This window comes from Vibrio sp. 397 (genome assembly GCF_033339395.1).
GTDB lineage: Bacteria > Pseudomonadota > Gammaproteobacteria > Enterobacterales > Vibrionaceae > Vibrio > Vibrio alginolyticus.
On sequence record NZ_JAWOUN010000002.1, the window covers coordinates 287,351 to 307,952 of the forward strand.

The 20,602-nt window shown below is 41.5% G+C and carries 16 protein-coding genes and 1 pseudogene; 4 read left to right on the forward strand and 13 right to left on the reverse strand.

Annotated features, from left to right (window positions below):
- Positions 1-64 precede the first annotated feature (64 nt).
- Positions 65-1,201 carry a multidrug effflux MFS transporter gene (locus R7P36_RS04320; protein WP_047101290.1) on the forward strand — a complete coding sequence of 379 codons (1,137 nt, stop codon included), beginning with the start codon at positions 65-67 and terminating at the stop codon, positions 1,199-1,201.
- 114 nt (positions 1,202-1,315) lie between these two features.
- Here the strand turns inward: R7P36_RS04320 and R7P36_RS04325 are convergent, their stop codons facing one another.
- From R7P36_RS04325 to R7P36_RS04375, 11 genes and pseudogenes are all read right to left on the reverse strand, one after another.
- On the reverse strand, positions 1,316-1,726 hold the full coding sequence (locus tag R7P36_RS04325; RefSeq protein ID WP_033906420.1) for a hypothetical protein: 411 nt from the start codon (positions 1,724-1,726) through the stop codon (positions 1,316-1,318).
- A gap of 202 nt (positions 1,727-1,928) precedes the next feature.
- Positions 1,929-2,258, reverse strand: coding sequence for a hypothetical protein (locus R7P36_RS04330; protein ID WP_047101515.1), 330 nt, complete (start codon positions 2,256-2,258; stop codon positions 1,929-1,931).
- 320 nt (positions 2,259-2,578) lie between these two features.
- Positions 2,579-2,977 (reverse strand): hypothetical protein, encoded by a 399-nt coding sequence (locus tag R7P36_RS04335; protein ID WP_047101288.1) that lies wholly within the window; start codon positions 2,975-2,977, stop codon positions 2,579-2,581.
- Positions 2,978-3,128: 151 nt separating this feature from the next.
- The gene (locus R7P36_RS04340; protein WP_047101286.1) at positions 3,129-3,506 is read right to left on the reverse strand and encodes a hypothetical protein; all 378 of its coding nucleotides are present in this window, start codon (positions 3,504-3,506) and stop codon (positions 3,129-3,131) included.
- Positions 3,493-5,742 carry a glycoside hydrolase family 19 protein gene (locus tag R7P36_RS04345; RefSeq protein WP_250154950.1) on the reverse strand — a complete coding sequence of 750 codons (2,250 nt, stop codon included), beginning with the start codon at positions 5,740-5,742 and terminating at the stop codon, positions 3,493-3,495. The genes R7P36_RS04340 and R7P36_RS04345 overlap by 14 nt, the downstream gene beginning before the upstream one ends.
- 902 nt (positions 5,743-6,644) lie before the next feature.
- Positions 6,645-7,212 (reverse strand): annotated as a pseudogene (locus R7P36_RS24790) (DUF4150 domain-containing protein); the annotation flags it as partial.
- Between the two features lie 147 nt (positions 7,213-7,359).
- Entirely contained in the window at positions 7,360-8,151 is a 792-nt protein-coding gene (gene icmH, locus R7P36_RS04355) for a type IVB secretion system protein IcmH/DotU (RefSeq protein ID WP_005373354.1), read from the reverse strand.
- Positions 8,148-9,473 (reverse strand): type VI secretion system baseplate subunit TssK, encoded by a 1,326-nt coding sequence (tssK, locus tag R7P36_RS04360; protein ID WP_318122023.1) that lies wholly within the window; start codon positions 9,471-9,473, stop codon positions 8,148-8,150. Before tssK ends, icmH begins: the two co-directional genes overlap by 4 nt.
- A gap of 11 nt (positions 9,474-9,484) precedes the next feature.
- Positions 9,485-9,985 carry a type VI secretion system lipoprotein TssJ gene (gene tssJ / locus R7P36_RS04365; protein ID WP_005386118.1) on the reverse strand — a complete coding sequence of 167 codons (501 nt, stop codon included), beginning with the start codon at positions 9,983-9,985 and terminating at the stop codon, positions 9,485-9,487.
- Positions 9,978-11,471, reverse strand: coding sequence for a type VI secretion system-associated FHA domain protein (locus R7P36_RS04370; protein ID WP_213899186.1), 1,494 nt, complete (start codon positions 11,469-11,471; stop codon positions 9,978-9,980). Before R7P36_RS04370 ends, tssJ begins: the two co-directional genes overlap by 8 nt.
- 9 nt (positions 11,472-11,480) lie before the next feature.
- Positions 11,481-12,080: a hypothetical protein gene (locus tag R7P36_RS04375; RefSeq protein WP_054574680.1), complete on the reverse strand. Its 600-nt coding sequence runs from the start codon at positions 12,078-12,080 to the stop codon at positions 11,481-11,483.
- 503 nt (positions 12,081-12,583) lie between these two features.
- Here R7P36_RS04375 and R7P36_RS04380 point away from each other — a divergent pair.
- Genes R7P36_RS04380 through R7P36_RS04390 form a run of 3 tightly spaced genes read left to right on the forward strand, consistent with a single transcriptional unit; the run spans position 12,584 to position 17,798 of the window.
- Positions 12,584-13,897, forward strand: a complete 1,314-nt coding sequence (locus tag R7P36_RS04380) for a type VI secretion system ImpA family N-terminal domain-containing protein (protein WP_005386112.1) — start codon at positions 12,584-12,586, stop codon at positions 13,895-13,897.
- A gap of 27 nt (positions 13,898-13,924) precedes the next feature.
- Positions 13,925-17,314 (forward strand): type VI secretion system membrane subunit TssM, encoded by a 3,390-nt coding sequence (gene tssM, locus R7P36_RS04385; protein ID WP_213899187.1) that lies wholly within the window; start codon positions 13,925-13,927, stop codon positions 17,312-17,314.
- 31 nt (positions 17,315-17,345) lie between these two features.
- Positions 17,346-17,798 carry an Lrp/AsnC family transcriptional regulator gene (locus tag R7P36_RS04390; protein ID WP_005373369.1) on the forward strand — a complete coding sequence of 151 codons (453 nt, stop codon included), beginning with the start codon at positions 17,346-17,348 and terminating at the stop codon, positions 17,796-17,798.
- A 54-nt stretch (positions 17,799-17,852) separates the two neighbouring features.
- Here R7P36_RS04390 and tssG read toward each other — a convergent pair whose 3' ends face one another.
- A complete protein-coding gene (gene tssG / locus R7P36_RS04395) occupies positions 17,853-18,851 on the reverse strand; it encodes a type VI secretion system baseplate subunit TssG (protein ID WP_017820372.1) in 999 nt (332 codons plus the stop codon).
- Positions 18,848-20,596 (reverse strand): type VI secretion system baseplate subunit TssF, encoded by a 1,749-nt coding sequence (gene tssF, locus R7P36_RS04400; protein ID WP_017820373.1) that lies wholly within the window; start codon positions 20,594-20,596, stop codon positions 18,848-18,850. Before tssF ends, tssG begins: the two co-directional genes overlap by 4 nt.
- Between the last annotated feature and the right edge of the window lie 6 nt (positions 20,597-20,602).

A 20,602-nucleotide genomic window follows, 5' to 3' on the forward strand; every position in this document is an offset into this window, starting at 1 on the left:
GTTATTAGATCAATCATAGCCTCATTTATACTGCCCGCCAACTTCATTAACGATGGGTAACAATATGAATACTAAGCTCTCTTTATGGCTCATGCTGGTCATGTTGATGTTTCCGCAAATTGTAGAAACCATCTATAGCCCAGCGCTGAGCTCAATCGCTCTATCATTTGATGTAAACCACGCACAAGCAGCCCAAACATTGTCGATTTACTTCCTAGCTTTTGCCATTGGCGTTGTAGTTTGGGGAGTTCTCGCAGATAAACTGGGAAGAAGGCCCACCATGCTTATTGGGCTCTTTATCTATGGTTGCGCATCTTTACTCGCAACTCAAACCGAAAGCTTTGCTGTTGTCATGACCGCGCGAGCCCTAAGCGCATTTGGTATCGCGGTAGGATCCGTTGTCACACAGACCATGCTTCGTGACGCGTTTGACGGTCAAGAACTGAGTAAAGTCTTTAGCTTAATGGGGATGGGTATATCAATCAGCCCGGTAGTTGGCATGCTATTAGGCGGGCAGCTTACAGCGCTTGGTGGATACCGTTATGTGTTTTTTGCCTTGTTTTTAATCGCGTTAGTATTGCTCGCTTACAACGTTGTTAAGCTTCCTGAAACACAGAAGGAACAGACACCAGTACGGTTGCATCAACTTAGCTGGAAAATGGTAAGAGACGCGCGAATTTGGCGCTCAGGATTACTGGTTGCTTTGTATAACATTGCTCTATTTTCTTATTACCAGCTTGGCGCATTTACTTTCTCGGTACTTGGGTATAACTCCGAACAATTTGGATACAGTGGCATGGTACTGGGGTTAGGCACTCTGCTTGGGAGTTGTTTAAACAAATCCCTAGTGTCTAAAAATGTTCGAAAAAGCCAACTACTTTGGCTCTCAGCAGTATTGCTTAGTTTGGGATCAGTCGGTGTGTTGATTCTGAGCCAATCAATCTGGTTTGTTGCTCCAATGGTGTTAGTCGTCATGTCTTATGGGATTGCGATACCCAATATACTCAGTGACGCACTCGTTGATTATAAACAACAGGTAGGTAGCGCAGGCGCTTTATTTGGGCTCATGTACTACATCATGATCGGGACGGGATTAGCGATGGCTGGAACAGCACAAAACTTAGGTGTCGTTCTATTAGCATGTAGCTGTTTAGCGATTTTATTAGCGTTTTCTAAAAGGCAAGTTCATACCAACTTGTGACCAGATACTACGCATTGCTTGCCTAATCTTCCGAAGATTGGTCTACATCTTTTCTAACGGTTAACTAAAACGTAAATAAAAAGCGCCTGTCGGCGCTTTAATTATCCATAGATCTTATTGCCATGTTGGCTCGCCAAACTCTTCACAACGTTGCTTGTCGTAGTTTTCAATGCGCCCGCGTTTACCTACAAACTGAACCTGAACAACCATTCCAGCTTCAACATATTCACTGAAATAATCGCAAGAAACACGAAAACTAGTATCGCGTATAACAATTGGTACCCATTCATAGCCGCCGCTGCGTGGTAAGTAAGACTTGAAGGTAATGACCCCGTCATCTGAAACGTTGATTTCTTCATCATATTCATTCAACTTATAAAAACGTTGTCCATCAAACTCTGCCTTTGCTTTTTCAATTATTTCCTTCGTTGCTGTCGATTGCATCGGCGTATTTGACACCAGTTGACACCCAACAATAGATGTCAATACGGACAAAGCCAAAGCGAGTTTAGTTATTTTATTCATTTACCTAACCACTGTATAATTATTCAACACTTATCATTTTAAAAAGCGGAAACCATACTTTATTTTTAATAAAAGAAAAAGCGCCTTTTGGCGCTTTTTATCTGAACATTTCTTATCCAAACGTCTCGAGTAAATTTTCTAGAAAAGCTAACTCTTTATTACAATGAATTTTATTTAGGCTCTCACTGGAATCTATTGCTATTTAATCCCAAGCTTCAAACTCATTGGGCTTTACGTGTTTTATTTTTAATCTAACGCTAGGAGCCAGAGTTGTTTCAGTTCCCAATTCACAGTAGTACTCAACAGCATTTTCATCTTCAATTATGTCAACGGAGTTAGCAACGACACTCAACCGTCCACCACCTCTTGTCAATGAAAAGTACGCATTCTTGTTTTCATTTACTTCAAATTTCAAAGGAATGAATTCAGGTTCTTCAAGAGAAATATCTATCCATTTATAGTTATCTAAACTCTTCCCTTGTCGTGGAGCATAAACTGTTTTCAACCCATTTTCGTCAACAACAAAGTACATCGAATTCTCGGCTTGATTAAAGCAAGCTTTCAAACTACCACCTGTATTTTCTAAATGACAAGTGAATACAACTGAACTGTGCTTACACGTAGCACTTACTAAAAATGGAAGATAAGCAAAAAATAGTAAGGATATCGTCTTTGTAAAGTTAAGAAACATATGACAGATTAATCAAATTGACTTCAAATCAATCCACGTTCATTAGTAATGGCCGTCCCTTACCCGAATATATCTACCCATGACCAATGGATAAAATTATTTATTAAAGAAACAGCCACTTTATTTCTTCTACATTAGATACTTAGTCAAATTAGGAATAATTACTTACACTCTTGATTTGAAGAAGTTGAATCCAATGCTAGAGCAACGAAATCATTCCCATATCTTCTAACAACAATAGGTTGCACGGAGTCATAAGAGCCGACCTTAGATTTATCATGAAAGCAAAGGTACACATTATCACCTTTGACTTCCATTAACTCAATCTTGTAATACCAATGGTCATCATCTATGACAATCTCATCTTTTGTTATTTTTGGTACTGCAAGTTTGAATTCACCTTGAAAATCAGAAAAATGTCGTTCTTCGATGCTCTTGGGGTTCAGTGAGTTAGGGAATGATGTAAAGTCTAACAGTTCATAAATATCCGTCATTGAAGCTGCACTAGTCAAACCTGACCAAATAACAGCTAAAATAATTAATAGTCTACTATAAATCATTCAATAATTTCCTTAAGTAATAACGCTTCTTTTTCTCTACGTGTTGGATATAGATCCCTAAAGTCCATAAGGTTATCGTACATTTCTTCCCATTTCTGATTTACAGCTTACGCTTTGACTCTAAATATATACTTATATTTTAAAAATCTCTCTATTTAAAATCCTTTTCAAGAATTAGATATTTACTACTACAATCTTCAAACACAGTAAAATCATTAATTGAATTACCATAATTTTGAATAAATATCATAGAATCTTTGTATTCTGCTTTAACATCACTTTCTGGAAAACTACCAACGAGGCCGTGAAAAGTTAAATATAACTCGTTATCCTCATTAACAATCCCCAACTTTCCTCTCATTTCACTTTTATTGACCCTAGAATAAAAATGTTCTCTATCTATTACAATTTCAATGCTACAATCGTACGAAGAATCTAGAACATACTTTCCATCCAAATCAAAAGCAAAGCATGAGTTGCTAAATATAATTAAAAAAAGACAAAAAATACTATTTTTAATAATTTTCATTACCTACTCTCTCAAGCTCTTTTATTCTTCCCAACACAAATGAGACAATGTTTGACTTTTTAAAACCGTACCATTTTCTACTTCCGTTTAGCTTCCCACCGCATAAATCTATAAATCTCTTGTAACCTTCTAATGCAAATTGCTTGTTTTTAACACAACCTTTTTTCTTTAAGCTAGGATCATGCCAAAGGCCCCACCCGAAACAAGCCTTTGTAACATGGTATACTTGACTCTGTGAAAACACGTACTCGTTGACAACGTGCCTTTTACTCGGGCAATTATTATAAAGAATGTCCAAGCCTTTATTGAACCAACGTAACCTATCATCAAAACCGTTATACCCTCCATTTACTAAATATGTAATATATAAGAAATCATTCAAGTCTGCATGTGAGTTTAACGATGCTAATTTTGACCAATACCAACCTGCTGATAAAGCAGCATAGGGTGGTGACGCTAGCTTTTTTTTATTTTGAAGTGTTGAGTAAAAGTCAACCCCCTCAAACTTGCTATATTTTTTATAATTGCTTTCGAACGTAATTTGGATAAGGCCTCTTCCTTTAAAGCCTCCATATGATGTATCTGAGACTCCTCCCTCTTCTGTATACCTTAAACTACCGGATTCATGGATAACTTGCGCTAGAAAATGAGCCACTCTCAAACACGTGTTTATCTCAAATTTTGACATCGTTTCGATAAGGCTTTGAAAATGATTGTCTATGTTTGTCATTGAAGCATAGATAGCTATGTTTTTTAGCTTATCTTTGGTTAAGATACAACCACATCCGGATTTTTCACTCTTGAACATGAACGGCCAATAATGCCAAAGGCTCTTATCATCGCTTAGTTGCAAATCACCTTGTAAATCTTGCATCCATGAGAACTTATCTGCTCTTTCCAGTTCGAATTGCGAGAAAAGATCAAAGCTATCCATCACTTGATCGCGCCATGGGGAGTTACGGTAGTCCTCTATAGTTACAAAACCAGCGGAGCACTTAATATCTAGAGCTTCCTTTGCGGTCTGATGGATTGATTCATAAAGACTTTGTGACGACTCTGTATGCCAATCTGTAGGATGTTTCACAATAAATCGCTCAAAGTGTTTACGCTTACCGTCTAAGTATACTTTGGCATCGCGAGCAGTGAACGAGGAGAAGTCCGTTACTTGATCTTCTGTCACAGATTCAAGTAATTGCTGAATAAACGAATTACTCATATCAACGGCACCGCTACTATCGGCCCCATCGAGAACAACAAGTGGATTTTCTTCCGCATTTTTGGGAGAAATCTGTTTTTTGAAAAATTCGGGCGGCTCCTCAAAAGAGAACATCTCGATATGCACACGATTATCTTCTTTCTTAGTTCCAATTGCATCGTTACTGTACTCATGCAGTCCCATGTAACCGATATCTTCCCCAGCTGAAACCTTTATCCCCTCTCTAAATAGGAGTGGGAGTAAAGAAACCACACTACCGTCCCTAATCATTGCCGCCTTGTCCGACATCCATTTAGGTTCTGAAACTGGTTCTGATAGGACAGCAGAGGAATCTTCTAAAATGTCAAAGTCACTATTGAGACCCGAAGCAAACCAAACAATCTTGTTTAACAGTGCTTTTTCGCTACCACTTGCCGATTTACCATTCTCTACCACACGGCACTTTATCATTTTGTAGGTATTTTTGTCGATCTGGTATGGATGGGTCTCCTTCTCTTCTGCATACAGGTATTCAAGTAATGTTCCTTTAGACATCGACTGTTTTTTTTCACCAGAATTAGTAGGCACATCACTATGTTTGAAAGTGCGTACATTTCTCGCTTCTTGTAAACGGTAACGCGTGGTTATAGATGAATTGGCGCCAATATCTGAAGGTGGCGCAAGGTGCATATAAAGTGTATAGAACTTAAATACATCTTCACTATCTTCGGGGTTTACAGCCTCATGCTCGATAAGCACAAAGTTATTACTATACTTAAACTCTTGCTCTTGGTACGTTGATGTTAGGTAATCAGGATTTATGCGAAATGCCACTATTTTTCCATCAAGCATCGCTTGAATAGGTCTGAGCCCTTTCCCCCACGGTAACATTTTTGATGTTAAGTGAATGCCACTATGCCAACCGTACCCTTGTCCTATTAAATAACGACCGCTCTTAGCTTGATCAAACAATTTCGTAAAATCACTGAGCGTGTAATAAGCGTCACCTTCTCGTTGTGCTATCGGAAAAACTGCATCCATGATTTAAATGTCCTAGTCAGAAAAGTTATCGTCAAAAGTGACAAATGATGGGCGGTTCAAGTTGTTTGACTTCGTGTACACCACCGCATTAACCCTACCTAAATTAGTAGCAAAGCTAGATTGGCTCGCTATGTTAACGGTACTCCCAAGGGCCATTGCCGATATAGAAATTAGGGTGTCATTTTTGGTTTCGAAAATTTGGCTAATGACGTCAGGAAGTGCTTGTTTGAAGTGGTTAAGTGCTTTTTTATAACCGTTTATACCCTCTTCAACAGAACTCAACGATCTTGCAGAAGCTTGGCTTTGTATGAAATCTAAACGACCGATGATTTCAGTGTTTAGCTCATCGATGTATGAACAGATTTGATTGTTTATCAACGTCCATAAAACAAACTGCAAATACTTCACAGTATTCCCAGTCCCTAAAAAGCGAAGCTTCGCTAATAATTCATAGGGAGGCTCAAACACATCAGCTTGATATAAGACTCTCAATATATCGCCATTTTCGTGCACTTGCTCCAAGAGCAGTTCAACTAAAGGTTCATATTTCTCTAGCGCAGTAGTATCAGTTTGGATGTGATAAAGTGCCGAAACATAAGCATCAGAAAAGTCTTTAGAGTGATTTTGACTAATCGCATAAGGAGACGATATACGGCTTTGCTCTAACACAATGTCTTTAAAGTCATCATCACTGAAGGATGGGGACATCAATATCCCCCAGTCATTAGCAACCCCAACACGATCTTCCCAAAATGGTGAGCGGCGACCTGCGACAAACGTACAAAAATCATTCGGATCAGGGTAAGTTTCCGTCACAATATTTTCAGCTAAAGATTGGTTCGGGGTGTAAGAGTCTTGAGTTTCGCTGAGCACTAACCTGCATTCTTTTAGAGCGAGACCATTAACAGATGCTTTTCCGCTAGAGTCCAGCACTCCACTCCCAATGACAGCACCTGAAGGTTCGACTAAAGAAAATTTTGCATTAGAGTAAGGGAGCCCATTTGGATATTTGCATTCTATATCCAGCGTATACGTCCCTTCCTGCTCTTCAGTCACAGAAACCGATGGGTTTTGTGCGCCACCCAAACACATAGTGTTAGCTTTGTTCATGGTCATTTGATCGGACAGGCGACATACGCCCTTGCCTTCAAACTTGACTGTTGGTGAGGCTGAAATGAATTTTGCTTCGGCTTCTATCGTGCCTGAGGAAACGCCTTTTCTGTCACCGCCCGCATCGCCGGTACTTTTTGAGAACGTACTGCCCTTGATAGCGACACTGTTACCGCCATCCATAGAGACTGTCGTAGTCCCACCAGCAAGGTCTGCTGATTTAGCATTGTTGCCATAAGGGATAGGGACGACTGGCTTGCCGACCTTAGTTAAACAAACATCTGGGAGCGTTGCATTCGCTTCACCACCTGAGCCTTTATGAACTATCGAAAGTCCATTCGCACCAACTGTTACGCCCATAACCAATCCATTTGAATTTTATTGATTGAATGATAAAAGAGATCGCAAACTGCAATCTCTCTAAATAACTAGTGAATTTCACTAAAAGACCAGTGATATTCACAATAAACCCTAAAACTGGCAGAAGATCTCATTTTAGATCTCTGGTTATCTATACATTTCAAGCAGTTGCTGAAATTTTAAGTCTATGACGATGTAGGTTGCCGCATACATAAGCGCAAACGTCATCGCACTAAGACTTAAGATCAGCTTGGGTGAAATTACCCTTTTTAACGGCTTCTTTAGATATTTAGCTTTAAGGTTGATTAAAGAAACTTTTTCTTGTTCTGCTAGGCGGTCATCTCGCACTAATCGATAAATGGTGCTGCCAATTTCCGCTAGCTTTTCGTTGCCACGCTCTTCACGGCCGTACTTGCCTTGGAAACCAAGTTGAAGCAATAAATAGAGAAACTCTATAACGTGACGGTATTTGCGAGGGTCGGCTTTTAAGCGGTCGAGAATAACGAAAAACTTGTCACCACCAGATGTCTCGTTGTGGAATTCAGACAGTAAGCTGTTCTGGCTCCAGTGACTATTTGCCCCCCACTCTTGTCGACAAACAGATTCATCAATCGCCGCACACAAGCAGTAACGAATAACAAGAACCGAAGCACGATCGAGCTCCATTTCATTAAGTTTTCGTTCACCTTTTCGAATCTCACGTGCCACTTGTTCACGAAATGGCATCGGGTCATCAAGCCAAGGGATCGAAGACATACAAGACAGACTGGCGATCAACCATGAGAACTGGTCCACTAGCGGGTTAATACCCATGTTGTCGATAGATAGATCTTGTACTGCGATGTTTCTCGACAAGTCAGGTGCTGGCATTACCTCCATTGGTTTGCCAGGCTCTGGTTGGAATAAGACTACGGTGACGTCGGTTTCTGCGTAACTCATAGACGAACGGCCCAAAGTTGCAATGATAAGTTAGCGAAATCGCCCGCAACGTGAATCGCAATCGCAGCAGTGTTCTTCAACGCCATCCACTCTTCGCCCGTTTTATCGAGCTCGAAATAGGTGTAGCCAGCATGATACGGCAGCGCGCGTGGCACAACTGGCATTGGTTTGATCTCAATCCCAGGCAGTTGAAGGTTAATCAAGTCACGTATGTTATCGATAGAACCGATCTTCGTTTGGCTGACAAACTGGGTATGCAGAACATCCAAGGTCACGTCGGCTTTAACTGCGAGGATAAAGGTTGTCGTATCAATGATCTTATTGTCAGGGATTGCTGCCGTTCTGATGCCATAGTTCTGATCTTTTAAGGTCAGTGGAATTGCTCTTTGCTCAGACATCACGCTCAATGTCATTTTCGCACTGTCTAGGACGCGAGAAAGACAGCTAGTAAGATCACCATGATTGTACTTAGTAAACTCAATAGGTCGGCGTGTCGTTGAACACAGCGTCGAAAGCTCACCTTCTGCCTGAAGAAGAATTCGATACAAAGACTCAGGATGCACAGCTTCTGTGCTTGCGAAATGCCAAAACAAGGGTTCGTATCGGTTGAGCGCTTGCAATAGCATAAAGTCAGAAACCGATGATACGCCTTGTTGATCCACCACCCCTAATCGCTGAACTATCGATTCCGCGCGATGCTTCAACATAGAAGCAAACTCGGTCGCAAATTTACTCAGTACTGTCGACGCATGAATATCGATGCAGGTAGGAATGAAACTATCATCTAAGATCACGCTGCCATCAGGCTTCACTTCTGAGATCTTTAAGATCGGAATAGACGTGTAAGCACTCTTATCTTCATGATCGTACATTAAGCAAAAGTTAAGCTTACCGACGACGATATTTGCCATGTCTTCCGAATCATAACAAGCGTCAACCGCTTCTTGAGATTCCATCGTATAGCGCGCACCGTCTTTTTTGGTACCAAATAACTCAGAACGTTCCGATGGTAACGGACAGCACAAATAAACGACTTTATCGGCAATCGAAGGATCTACATCTTTCACTTCAGGCAGCTCAGCAAGCAACGGAAGCTCAAATGGTGTCCGGTCTTGTAAAATACCTTCAGCACGAGTAATACCGATTTTACCCAGTGCTAGTAACTGAGAGTTGATTTCTAAACGTTTAATTCCCCAATGCAAAGGCGATGCATTGACACTCAGTAGGCTCGATAGTTTACTTTGCGAACGATCGAGTTGTTGAAAATGCTGCGGCTTCATGAACATTCCATCTTGCCAAACAACTGGATTGTATAAAGACATGTTTCTATCCCTTAAAAGTAAACCTGTTCAATGCCGCGAGTGTTATCAGAAATTAACTCACTGCCCTCTAACTTGAGCTTGATGTAGTACTCGCTCTTCTCTTCAATAACTTCCACTTTTCGCCATGACGAACCATCAATATCACGAAAAGCCACTGAAAAACCGACGGCACGAGTGTCAGGGTCTAGCGTTAGCATTTCATGAACTTTTCCACCTGGCTGTATTTGATATTCGTAACGTTTGATGTACTCATCACCCAACGACGCTTTATCGCTCTCAAACAAGGCAAAGAAATCTAAGCTTCGGAACAATACTGGCGAACTTAATTCGTGAAGACGGAGAATAACTGGAGATGACTGGCCCCCATTTCTCACATTGAGTACAGGTGATGCCTCAATAACCAATTCAATCGACGAAGTTTCTGGTGTGATACCTGTGGACTCTTTAAATTGATCCCACATGGAACAACCGGACAACATGGCAAATCCGAGTAATACGGCGATACTACGCATGGTTTCCCTTAATCACTTTGTTATAGTTTTTCTTAATCAGCCCTTTTAAGGATGTTTCATTAAGCAGGCGACGATTATTAGTGTAGAAATCTAGGTATTCGGCCCACAGCTTTGACTTAGTTGAGAACAAAGACTGGTTAGCGACCCTGTTAGCAAATGCTACGGGATCGTTCGTTTCAGACTGTTCTAAAACGAGCTCATTCAGTGCTTTGTTAAACATAACTTGGTGGTCGTTCAGCTCATCGAGCATTTGTTCAACCAGTTCATTTGGAGCCAGTAATTGCTGACTATTCAAAGTGAGCATTAGCTCTGCAATGTTCGAGTTAGCCTCACTCGCACTCTGCTCATCCTTTAACGATTCCACTTCGTGCAACTCTTTCTGTAGGTTATCAATACATAAACGCAAGCAAGTGCCCATTTGCTTGAATAACTGCGCCTCGTTTGTCATCAACTCTGGATTTCGAATACCCAAACCATCAAAAAACGCTTGCGCTATATCTTGAGAGCAAACGGCCGCATCAGTATCGACTTGTGCTTTCGTCGTACTGTTTATCGCGTGCTCTGCCGTAGGTATTTGAAGTTGCTGATTAGTGTTAGGAGAAGGCGTAAAAGATTGGGTCATCTCTTCCCATTTTGACCCTGTGTTAGCCTGCTCTACGACCATCTCAGTAACATTAGGCGTACGATGTTGTCTTTGAATAGTGCTATCTGGGGCTACCGTGCCAGGTTGCATCACCTCAGCTGAGGCAATATCGGCTCTATGTGCCTTACCGCTTTCTGGCGCTAATGCATTATTGACTGATGCGTTACTCTTGGTTTCCGCAGCCATCCAGTCTTCAGGGATTAGGCTTGGCTGATCGAATTCGGAATATATACTGAAACTGTCATCGACCACCTGACGCGTGCTTTCCACGGTTCTAGGTTGTTCAGATTCTGTACGCTCATTATCACGAATTAAGTAATCGTCATCTCGCTGCATCGAAAAGTTAAGGTGAGCAACAGGATCATGACAATCAATGTCATCCTGTTTAGTCTCCATAAACAAATCTTCTAAGGCACCGACTTTTTCTTCCTCTTCGACAACCGCATCTCCTAGACTAACCAGAGGATCGCTAGATACTCGCTCAGGAGCAATATCAGCGGCGATGTCTAGTGTTGAGGTAACGTGCTCAAGAGAAACACCAATCTCATATTGCCCTAAAGAAATGATGTCGCCATCAACTATCGCAACGGGTTGATTTTTTAGTATTTTATTCCCATTTACCATTGTGCCATTAGTTGATACGTCACTTATATAGTAGGTATCTCCATACACGCTGAGCAAACAATGAGTGCCCGATATAAAGCGGTTGTGATCGGCTAAAGACACGCTACAGCTTGGGGAACGACCTATCGAACCACCACTTTCAGGCATTTCAATATGCTTTGCACCGGTGTATTCCTCTGGACACTTTGAGATAAATAAAACTAGCTGATTTGAGTACATTTACGAACCTCAAAAGAGCAAAGAAACTGATAGTTCAAGCCCACCAATTCCATCATTTACAACCGGAAGGATATAAGAGGCCTGCGGGATAATTTGTATATGGGCGTCAGGATTACTGCCTAACTTTATAGCAGTACCAAGGGTCATAACCGCACCTAACTCAAACTGGTCGATGTCTTCAACACTCTCATAACGATAGCCCTCTTGGTCTACTTGCCAGCGATTAGAATATTGCGAGTAACCGACAGACAAGCCCGCACCAACGTATGGCGTGAAAACACTCCAAGAAGTCAACGCATATTGAGGAACAACACGAAGTTCATAGTTCGTCGCTTCTTGATATAAGCCGTTTGCTGGCGCTTCAATATCTTCTGCTAGATAGTTTAGCCCTAACCACCAACGCCAACGGTTATTGTTTTCATCAATAGGACGAGTATGAACCAAGCCGAACCTAAGCGTATCCTGCTCACCACTTTTACCTTCATCGTATTTAATGCTATCGATAGTCAACATACTGGTAGAGAGTCCATATCGCTCCCCTTTTGCCATTGCAACAGAAGAAAATAGACACATGGCTGAAATCAGCCCAATTTGACTTGGTTTTAGCATTTCGTCCCTCTAGGAAAACCGATATTCTACTTAGAGGCGAAAGATATCAATTATATTCTCTTTTTCAATAAGCCTAAAAAAACACCTATAATTTAATACATTTCAACTATCAGGTTGGTTGTTTTACCTACAAACAAAAACTAAAGAACCGACTACAGATTAAGTGACGAGACAGTAAATCTTTCTATTTAAATAGAAGTCACAGAATTTGATTGCTAATTGAACAAACCGTAATCTCCGATAACAATTTAGTTACTTTTTAATCAACGTTCTCATCTTCATATATAAGTTTCTTCTTATAAATAGACTTAACTATTGATATTAATATTATGAACAAAGATCACACTAAAAGTAATTTAATTTCTTTTAATGAATTTTTATTATCTAATCCGCTTATTTTGTCTATAGAATTGCGGCAGATGTGCACTGCTTATAATTTAATATAACAGTAGTGAAATCCTATATAACTTAATACTTCTATATGATCAGTTGGAACTTTCTTTATGTTTTTTACCGACTTCGCTCGAAGACCAATCGATGAAAATAACCCAAGCGGCTCTAATCCTAATGGTTCTGAGGATTTTGACGAAATTAAACGTCAAATAAACAACCTGAATAAAGTCACAGGGAGAGTCTCGTGGAAAACGGTTCAAACACTCTCAAAAAAGATCTTGAGTACCCAAGCGAAAGACCTACGTTGTTGCTGTTACTTTACCGTTGCGTCAACCTATAACGACGGCTTAAGAGGCCTTGTTGAAGGGTTAAACTCAATACTTGATGTGTGTGTCGTATATTGGTTCAACGCGTATCCAGAGCATTCAAAGTCAAAGGCACGAATGAGCGCTATTGAATGGATGGTAGAGCATACTGAAAAACGAATTAATAAGCATCGGGCGTTACCAGAAGAGCTTCCATTGATAGAGGCAGCACATCAATTATGCTTGAGGATTGAGGAAGAGCTTCGTCTTCATTACGGTATTGAAGCGCCGTCATTAGGTCGCATTCGCCGTATTTTGAATCAATGGATTGAGCAGATAAAAGAACAACAAATTGCGGCTGAGTTACGCGAGAAAAAACAAGCCAACACTAGCGCTCCTGCAGCAACGCAGAAGGCACCTGAAATTAAAGTGAATGTGTCTCCCTCTCCCGCACCGGTGTCATCACCCAACCTAAATAGCCAAGAGAAAGCATCACCGGCAAAGTCTGGTCGATTTATGATCTACTTCGTTATTGGTTTGATTGTTACTGCGATATGTTCACATTTCATGTACGAGCAACAACGTTATCGAACATTGGAGCAAAAAATTAATCAAGCTTCACTTAATGAACTTGTAAATTTGGTCGCCTCGTTAGATTACGAAAATAAAAAATATGCTCAGTCATTGAAAACGCAGGCCATTAATCGTGTCGATATTATGATGAATAACTGGTTTTTAGACTCGGCAAAAGTAAGTAACGTCAGCGAGCTCGATAGCTTGACCAATGAATTAATCGCAATCTATCCGGATTCGTCTTCTGCACAGCAGCTACGTCAAAACTTTTTGACACAGAGCGCCCATTTAGAAGACCAGTTTATGGATGTTTATAAGCGATTCTCAGACGCAAGAACGGTGTTTGCCAACGTAGCTAGACAGAATGTAGATAAGAACTCTGAAAAGGCGTACGAATACAGTAACTCGTTATTCCCGCTTTTAGGTCGTATTGAATACGCTGAAAAGTATTCACAGCAAAAGGAAATTGACCGCGCAACCCTTTTACTGAACATCTACCTATATAAATTGAGTCAGCTACAAGCTGAAAAAACTGACAATAAATAACAATACAATTAAAGAAGTTTTAGGCTTATGTTCAAACAAAAACTGTTTAGAAATCCAGTGGTGATTTCTACTATATTGATGTTTTTAGTGGCTGCAATTATCACCACTATTTATCTGCTTTTTCTTGACGAAATCGATCAACTTTATCTTTGGCTGACTCTTGGTGCTATCGCCATGGTTTACGTCACTTTTCAATTCACATTATGGTTGAAGAAAAAGAACAACGCTAAAGCTCAACATTTGGAAACCGAGGAAGAAGCGCTTTCTATGGTTATCCAGCCTCTTCTTGCTAACTCAGGCAAGAAACCAATTTACCTGATGCTTGGTAATAAAGGGTCAGGGCGACGTCAATTTTTATTTAATTCTAGTGCAATTAAACCGATGGATCGCACTAGAACCGCTAAGAATGACTTTTTTGAATGGTACGAATCTGACAGCGCTGTATACATCAAGCCTGACCAACGCTTAGTGTTCCAGGAAGTATCAAGCAGTGATGCTTCTTTATGGAATACGTTCATTGAAGAAGTTATTCATCATCGACCTCGAAAGCCATTTTCAGGCTGTCTATTCTTCACCGATTTCGAGTTCATGATCGTCTCTGAGCCAGAGCAAAAAGAGTACACCATTTCGTCTTTATTGGCGCGCTTGAGTACCATCAACTCTAAAACGTCTTCAGCATTGCCAATCTATTTGATTATGTCAAAGCTAGACAAGTTAGATGGCTTTAAAGAATACATGCACTTTAGCTCTCTCAAGACACGTGTTGAGTTCCTCTCTATCCCACTAAAAGAAGCCAAAGGTGTGTTTGCAGAGTACTACCGCGATAGCTATCGAAATCTAGTGAGAGTGCTTGAAAGTAATGCGCTAGATGCATCCGCTAATTCAACGGACATTGATGAGAAACAAGCAATACTCGCTTTTCCTAAGCAGTTTGAGCTATGTCAGTCTGAGGTCAGCTATGTGCTTGAGCGTCTATGTGATGTTAACAACGGTGTCTATTCACTAGACATCCGTGAGATTTTCTTTAGTTCGAGTCTGCAAGGCGGTCGCAAGTACAATTTACTTGCAAAAAGTTGTAGTAATTACTTCAACTTACCTATTATCGCGTCAGAGCATACACAGTTAACAGAAACGCCTTATTTCTCTCGCTTTCTGATTGATTCACAAATATTGCCGGAAAGCGACTTTGCGGGCGAAAACAAGACGTATCTTCGTCTAATTCAGAGACAAAGCCGTTTGGCAATACTCGGCTCTATTATCCTGCTTACTGGGGGCAGTTACTTCTTTTTCACGACATTAGACAGTAACTTACATGTGATGAATCAACTCTTGAGTATCGATGACAAATCACAAGTGGAGCAAGATGCAAGATTCGATGAGCTTTTAGCGAAGGCGACGAAAGCAATAGAGCCTTCTTATGGGGCGTGGCTTAAAGGTTCTAAGGCTTTGGATGAAGAGATATTACCACTTAACATTAGCCGTTTGGATCAAAGCACTCGCATCGCTTACGAAGCATTACTTAAGGACGTTGCTCAACAGTTGATACCTCTCATTGAGAAAGGTTACCGTCTACAACTGACACAAAATCAAAACACTTTTACACGCGCTTTACCTCTATTGAAGGGGTATCTAATGCTAAACGATCCAACAAAGCGTGATATCCGTTTTTTGCGTCATCAAACTCTCCAAATGATGAACGATTTAAGCAACCAAAGTGACGTCGTCAATCAGGCGATGCGCTATTTGGACGCTTACTTTCGCACACAGTTTGATCCAATTGATATCAATATGGATCTTGTTCGCGCAACACGTCGCTCATTGCTAGCAAATTCGAATGTTGATCTCGTTTATGCAGGCATTTTAAACGAAGCAAATTCGATTGATTTAGGAACCCTAGATATGCAACGAGCTGTGGGTTTTGAGTTTAGCAATATATTCAACACACCAATCGATAGTGAACGCTTGATCGTAGATAAGATCTATACCTCCACTGGTTTTAGCACTTTTTATCGACCACGCGTGGACCTAATGTCACAACAAGTCATCAGTGACAACTGGGTTTTAGGTCTGTCACAACACGTTATTCCTACTAGTGAAGAACAAGAAGCCTTCAAAGAGGAAGTACGTAAAAAATACACTGATGACTACATCAGTAATTGGCGCAATGCGCTGAGTGAACTAAAAGTCCAGAACTATGACAATGTCGGCGACCTAACGAACGCGATAGACTTAATCTCGGGCCCTTCTTCACCAATGACAACCGTACTGAAGCAGGTCTATGCCAACACACAATTTTCACCCGTTGGTGAAAAAAATGCTCTGATTTCAAAGCTAGACCCGAAACTCGTGGCAGCGGCAGACTCCGCATCAGACGCAGTAGAGGAAGTAGTTAAGCCTGATTACTTGTTGATGAAACGTGTTGAACAAGCTTTTCACTTATTAAACCAACTTCAGGTCAGTGAAACACCAAACTCCCCTACTCCTTGGGATGAGACCGTAGCAGCGTTAAGCCGTGTTCGCACGTATATGAAAGACATTGCTGATGCACCTGACCCGCAAATGGCGGCGCTAGCGGCAGCTCAGCATCGAATGAACAGCAGTGAAGCTGACCCATTAATAAAACTTAAACAGATTGCCCAAAAATCACCGGAACCCGTTCGTAGCTGGTTGTTAGATGTGGTTCAACAAAGCTGGTCAGTCATGATTAAAGAGTCCGCTAAAGGCATTCAAACCCAATGGTACAGCGAGATTTACACCAAGTTTAAAGAGATAGGGCTAGGACGATACCCATTTGATCTAACAGCGATCGAGGAAATCTCAATTGAAGATTTTGAATTACTGTTTGCTTCAGGTGGCTTGTTAGACACATTTATTCAGAAAAATTTTGCACCGTTCTACGATACCAATTTGTGGACGCCAAAACAGGTGGATGGCGAGACGATGCCAATCTCTCCGGCTCTGTTAGTGCAACTGCGTAACTATAACGTTATTCGAGACACATTAATTAATAAAAGCACTAACCGCGTTCATATTCCGTTTAGTGCAAGAGTACTCGATCTTGATTCTAGTGCGATTAGAGCGAGCTTAAAAATTGCAGATACCAATATAAGTTACTACCACGGTCCAAGCCGCATTCGTGAAATGGCATGGCCACCGCAAAATGGTGACTTCAATATTAGTATCACACTCCAGGATGTAACCGATGAAGGCAGACAGCACGTTTTAAATAAGAGTGGTCAATGGGCGATATACAGATTGCTAGGTGACTCGACCTTGACAAACACTCATAACGGCAGCTTTGTCAGTGACATAAAAGTGTCAGGGAGGGACTTGAGCTTACGCATCACTCCGTTGACACAGAAAAACCCATTCACTCTTGCTGAGCTGTATAACTTTACGCTCCCTGAGTCGATTTAATAACAATATAAAAACAAAATAGGCAGAACACATGATTTCAAACATGACTTTACAAGGTTTAGATAAATTAGATCGAAAAATACTTTCAAGTCTATTGTCGAATGGGCGAGAGTCGATTGCGAATCTATCCCGAAACATTGGTTTGTCTCGAACAGCAGTAGCAGAAAGAATTAATCGTTTAGAAAAGACCGGTATTATCAAAGGCTATACCGCACAGATTCGTGTAGAAAATGAAGGGCGAAAAGCCGCTAGTTATCTACTGATCTCTTGTGAAAAGGGTAAGAAGAATGATGTAACGAATGCACTTAAAGAAATCCCTGAGGTTCGCTTAACGAGCGTTGTTGGTGGCAACTTTGATATTATTGCCCTAATTGAAGCGCCCGACCTGCAGTCTATTCATCATCTTTGTAATGAAATTGAATCATTTAACGGCATTCAAAGGCTTGATACTACCGTTGTACTGCATCAGCCGATCAGTCGTTAAGCTTTTCTGACCTCTTTGAGGAAAACATAAAGGGCCGCTCGTTGAGCGGCTTTCTTATATGCTTCCGATAAGTCGAATTTTGGCGTCTTTATCACCAGGGTTTCCTAGCCAGAACGTTTGACCTAGTTGGTTCCCTTCTCCATTACCCAGTTTGTTTTCTGGAATACTGTCTAGGTTAACTGTCAACTTTAGGTCCCACGACATTGGGTCACGCAGAATAAAGCGCATCAAGCCCACTAGCGTCTTATGTAACTCACCATCGTAGGAAAACTGCTTAAACGTTTCAAAATCAATGTTGTCGATACACAAGTTAAACTTGCCGTTCAAATCCGCAATGCTTTGTCCCAAGTGTAAGCTTTGCCCCAATATACAATTGGAACGATTGAGTTTGTTACGCTGGCTTTCAGCGATTTCTACGCGTCTATAAACCCATTCTTCGATTCGCACATTCGGCAGTGAAAAGTAGTGCGAAACAATACCGGAAATAAGCTTAGGTGAACGTGTACGCGTAGATAACTGGTTCACGTAAGACAGAACTTTCGCTCGATCTAACTCCGCGACTTCACAATCTTGCATAACACTAGAGAGACCAGCCAAATGCAGTATGCGCCCAGAAAACGCATCGCTTGCCCCGCTTTTGTACTGCACGTGATATCGGTATTTCTTCCAAACACGATACAGTAAGCTTGTATAGCGGTTGTGGAAAAAGTCGAAGAAATCCTTCACTGGGTTATCATCGGGATCACGACCGACGAGTTTCTCAGTGTAAGACGCAGGTAGGGGCGAGCTTGAACCATGCAAGCCAAGAAAGTTCGTCTCAATACGTGAATATTGCTGTCCGTTTCTTTCCATATGAGTAATAAAATCCATATCACTCTTTGGAAAGCACAAGTTTGGCGACACGCTGAACTCAATTCGTTCTTGGTGGAAGTATTTGTTCTCGCCCACGGCAACAAAGTTTGAGTTTGGCTCCAGCTGGTAGTGTTTCTCTAACAGCAACACCGCTTGGTAGAAACTAAACTCATTCGACTTATCAGAAAGTGTGTTAATCATAGTATCGTCTGCTGCCCGATTAGGCTTGCCCAGTTGTAAACCTCGCCCGTCGCTTCATCGAACACCTCTAGTTCGGTAAAGGAGTTCACACTCGAATACAAACGGATAAATTCATTCAATACCGTGGCCATAAGGAACATATCGCCTTCATTTACGAAGAACTTAGAGTCCGTCACGAGCTTGAATTGGTTACCACGCACAGATACACCACGAAATACGCGATCGATTGGTTTCATCTCTGACGAAATAATGCCATCAAGTCGATGAATCGACGCGCGGTGGGCTTGTCTATCGACTCGAGAGTGGAAGTCGTAAGTCGAGAGCAACACTTTCAACACATCGATATTGGCCAAAGACAAGTAGTTGAGCGACATGTTGGCAATCAACTGCCATTGAAGTTCACCATTAACCTGAGGACTTACTGACTGTGTTGGCTTAGTAATGTTTTTAAACGTCGCATACGTTGGCGATTTGTGCGTCGCGTAAGTGATGTCTCCTACTGACAGGCGCTCCGCTAAGTCCGCGTTACTGCATTGCAGTTTCATCAATACTGTTTCAGTCCCTAAATCCGCAATGTCGCCATTGTGAGTATGGAATGAGATATAGCGCTCTAACCCTCTTCCGCTTACTCGCTCGCCCACTTTGGATTTGTAGAACTCTCGCTTATCACGCTGGTTGATTTGGTGCTCAAACGATTCAAATTCAATCAGTGGTTTTCGGCGACGCTCGTCTTTACTCCAGCTCTCCACTTGCTCAATGGAATAAACCTCGTAATGCTCTTGAGTGTTACTTTGTGGACGCACCTTGTACTCGTTTCGTCGATGCTCTAAACGGATTGGATCGCCGTCTTTTTCAAACAAGTTAACGGCAGGTGTGCAGTGCAACCTTAAGTGTTTATCTTTAAGCACCACCTCTGAAGGCAAAGCACGCTTAAAGTGGAATTTGATTTTGACCGTACTGCGCTGTGGAATGCCTTTTAGCCACTCTAAGCCTTTAATGTCGAAGAACATGAACTTATCTGGCAAAGAGAAGAATTCTTGCAGCAAACGGTAGCCTGCAAAGGAATTTTTGCTGTAAGGCAACAGCGCCTCGTCCTCTTCATGCCCGACTGGCTTAACGTATTCTGGCCCTAAACGATGTTTGTAGCCGCCACCAACATCCAACTCGACGTGATCTAGATAGCGGAACAGCCATAAGAAGACAGTGCGAGTAATATGAATCTCACCATGCAGGTGCAATCGCAGCGTGTCTAAACCTATCCGAGACAGCTCAAGGCCATGCTCCGTCGATAACGTCACATCAATCATCGAGCTGGTGCGGCTGTTAGTTTGTTCGATGTTAGTAATCGTAATTGGGTATAGATTGACGTCATAACAAGTACGGAACAAACACTGCGTGCCTTCTACCTGCTCGCTGGCCATTTCCGCACCACGTTTCACCACGGTTTTCTCAGTAACACTTCCGGTATGCGGTTTTAGTTCGCTAATACACAAAGACGGAATCGAACGCATGTAATGTGGCCACAGCAAAGTCATCAGAGATTGCGTTAGCTCAGGAAGTTCATCGTCAATCTTTTCGCGGATGCGTCCGGTCAAAAAAGCAAAACCTTCCAGCAGTCGTTCGACATCTGGATCAAAAGTTCCTTCAGAGAGAAAGTGAGTTAACTTCGGATGATATTTGGCAAACTCACTACCCGACTCGCGTAAATACGTGAGTTCATCTTGAAAGTATTTACTGTTACTCAAGTGGCA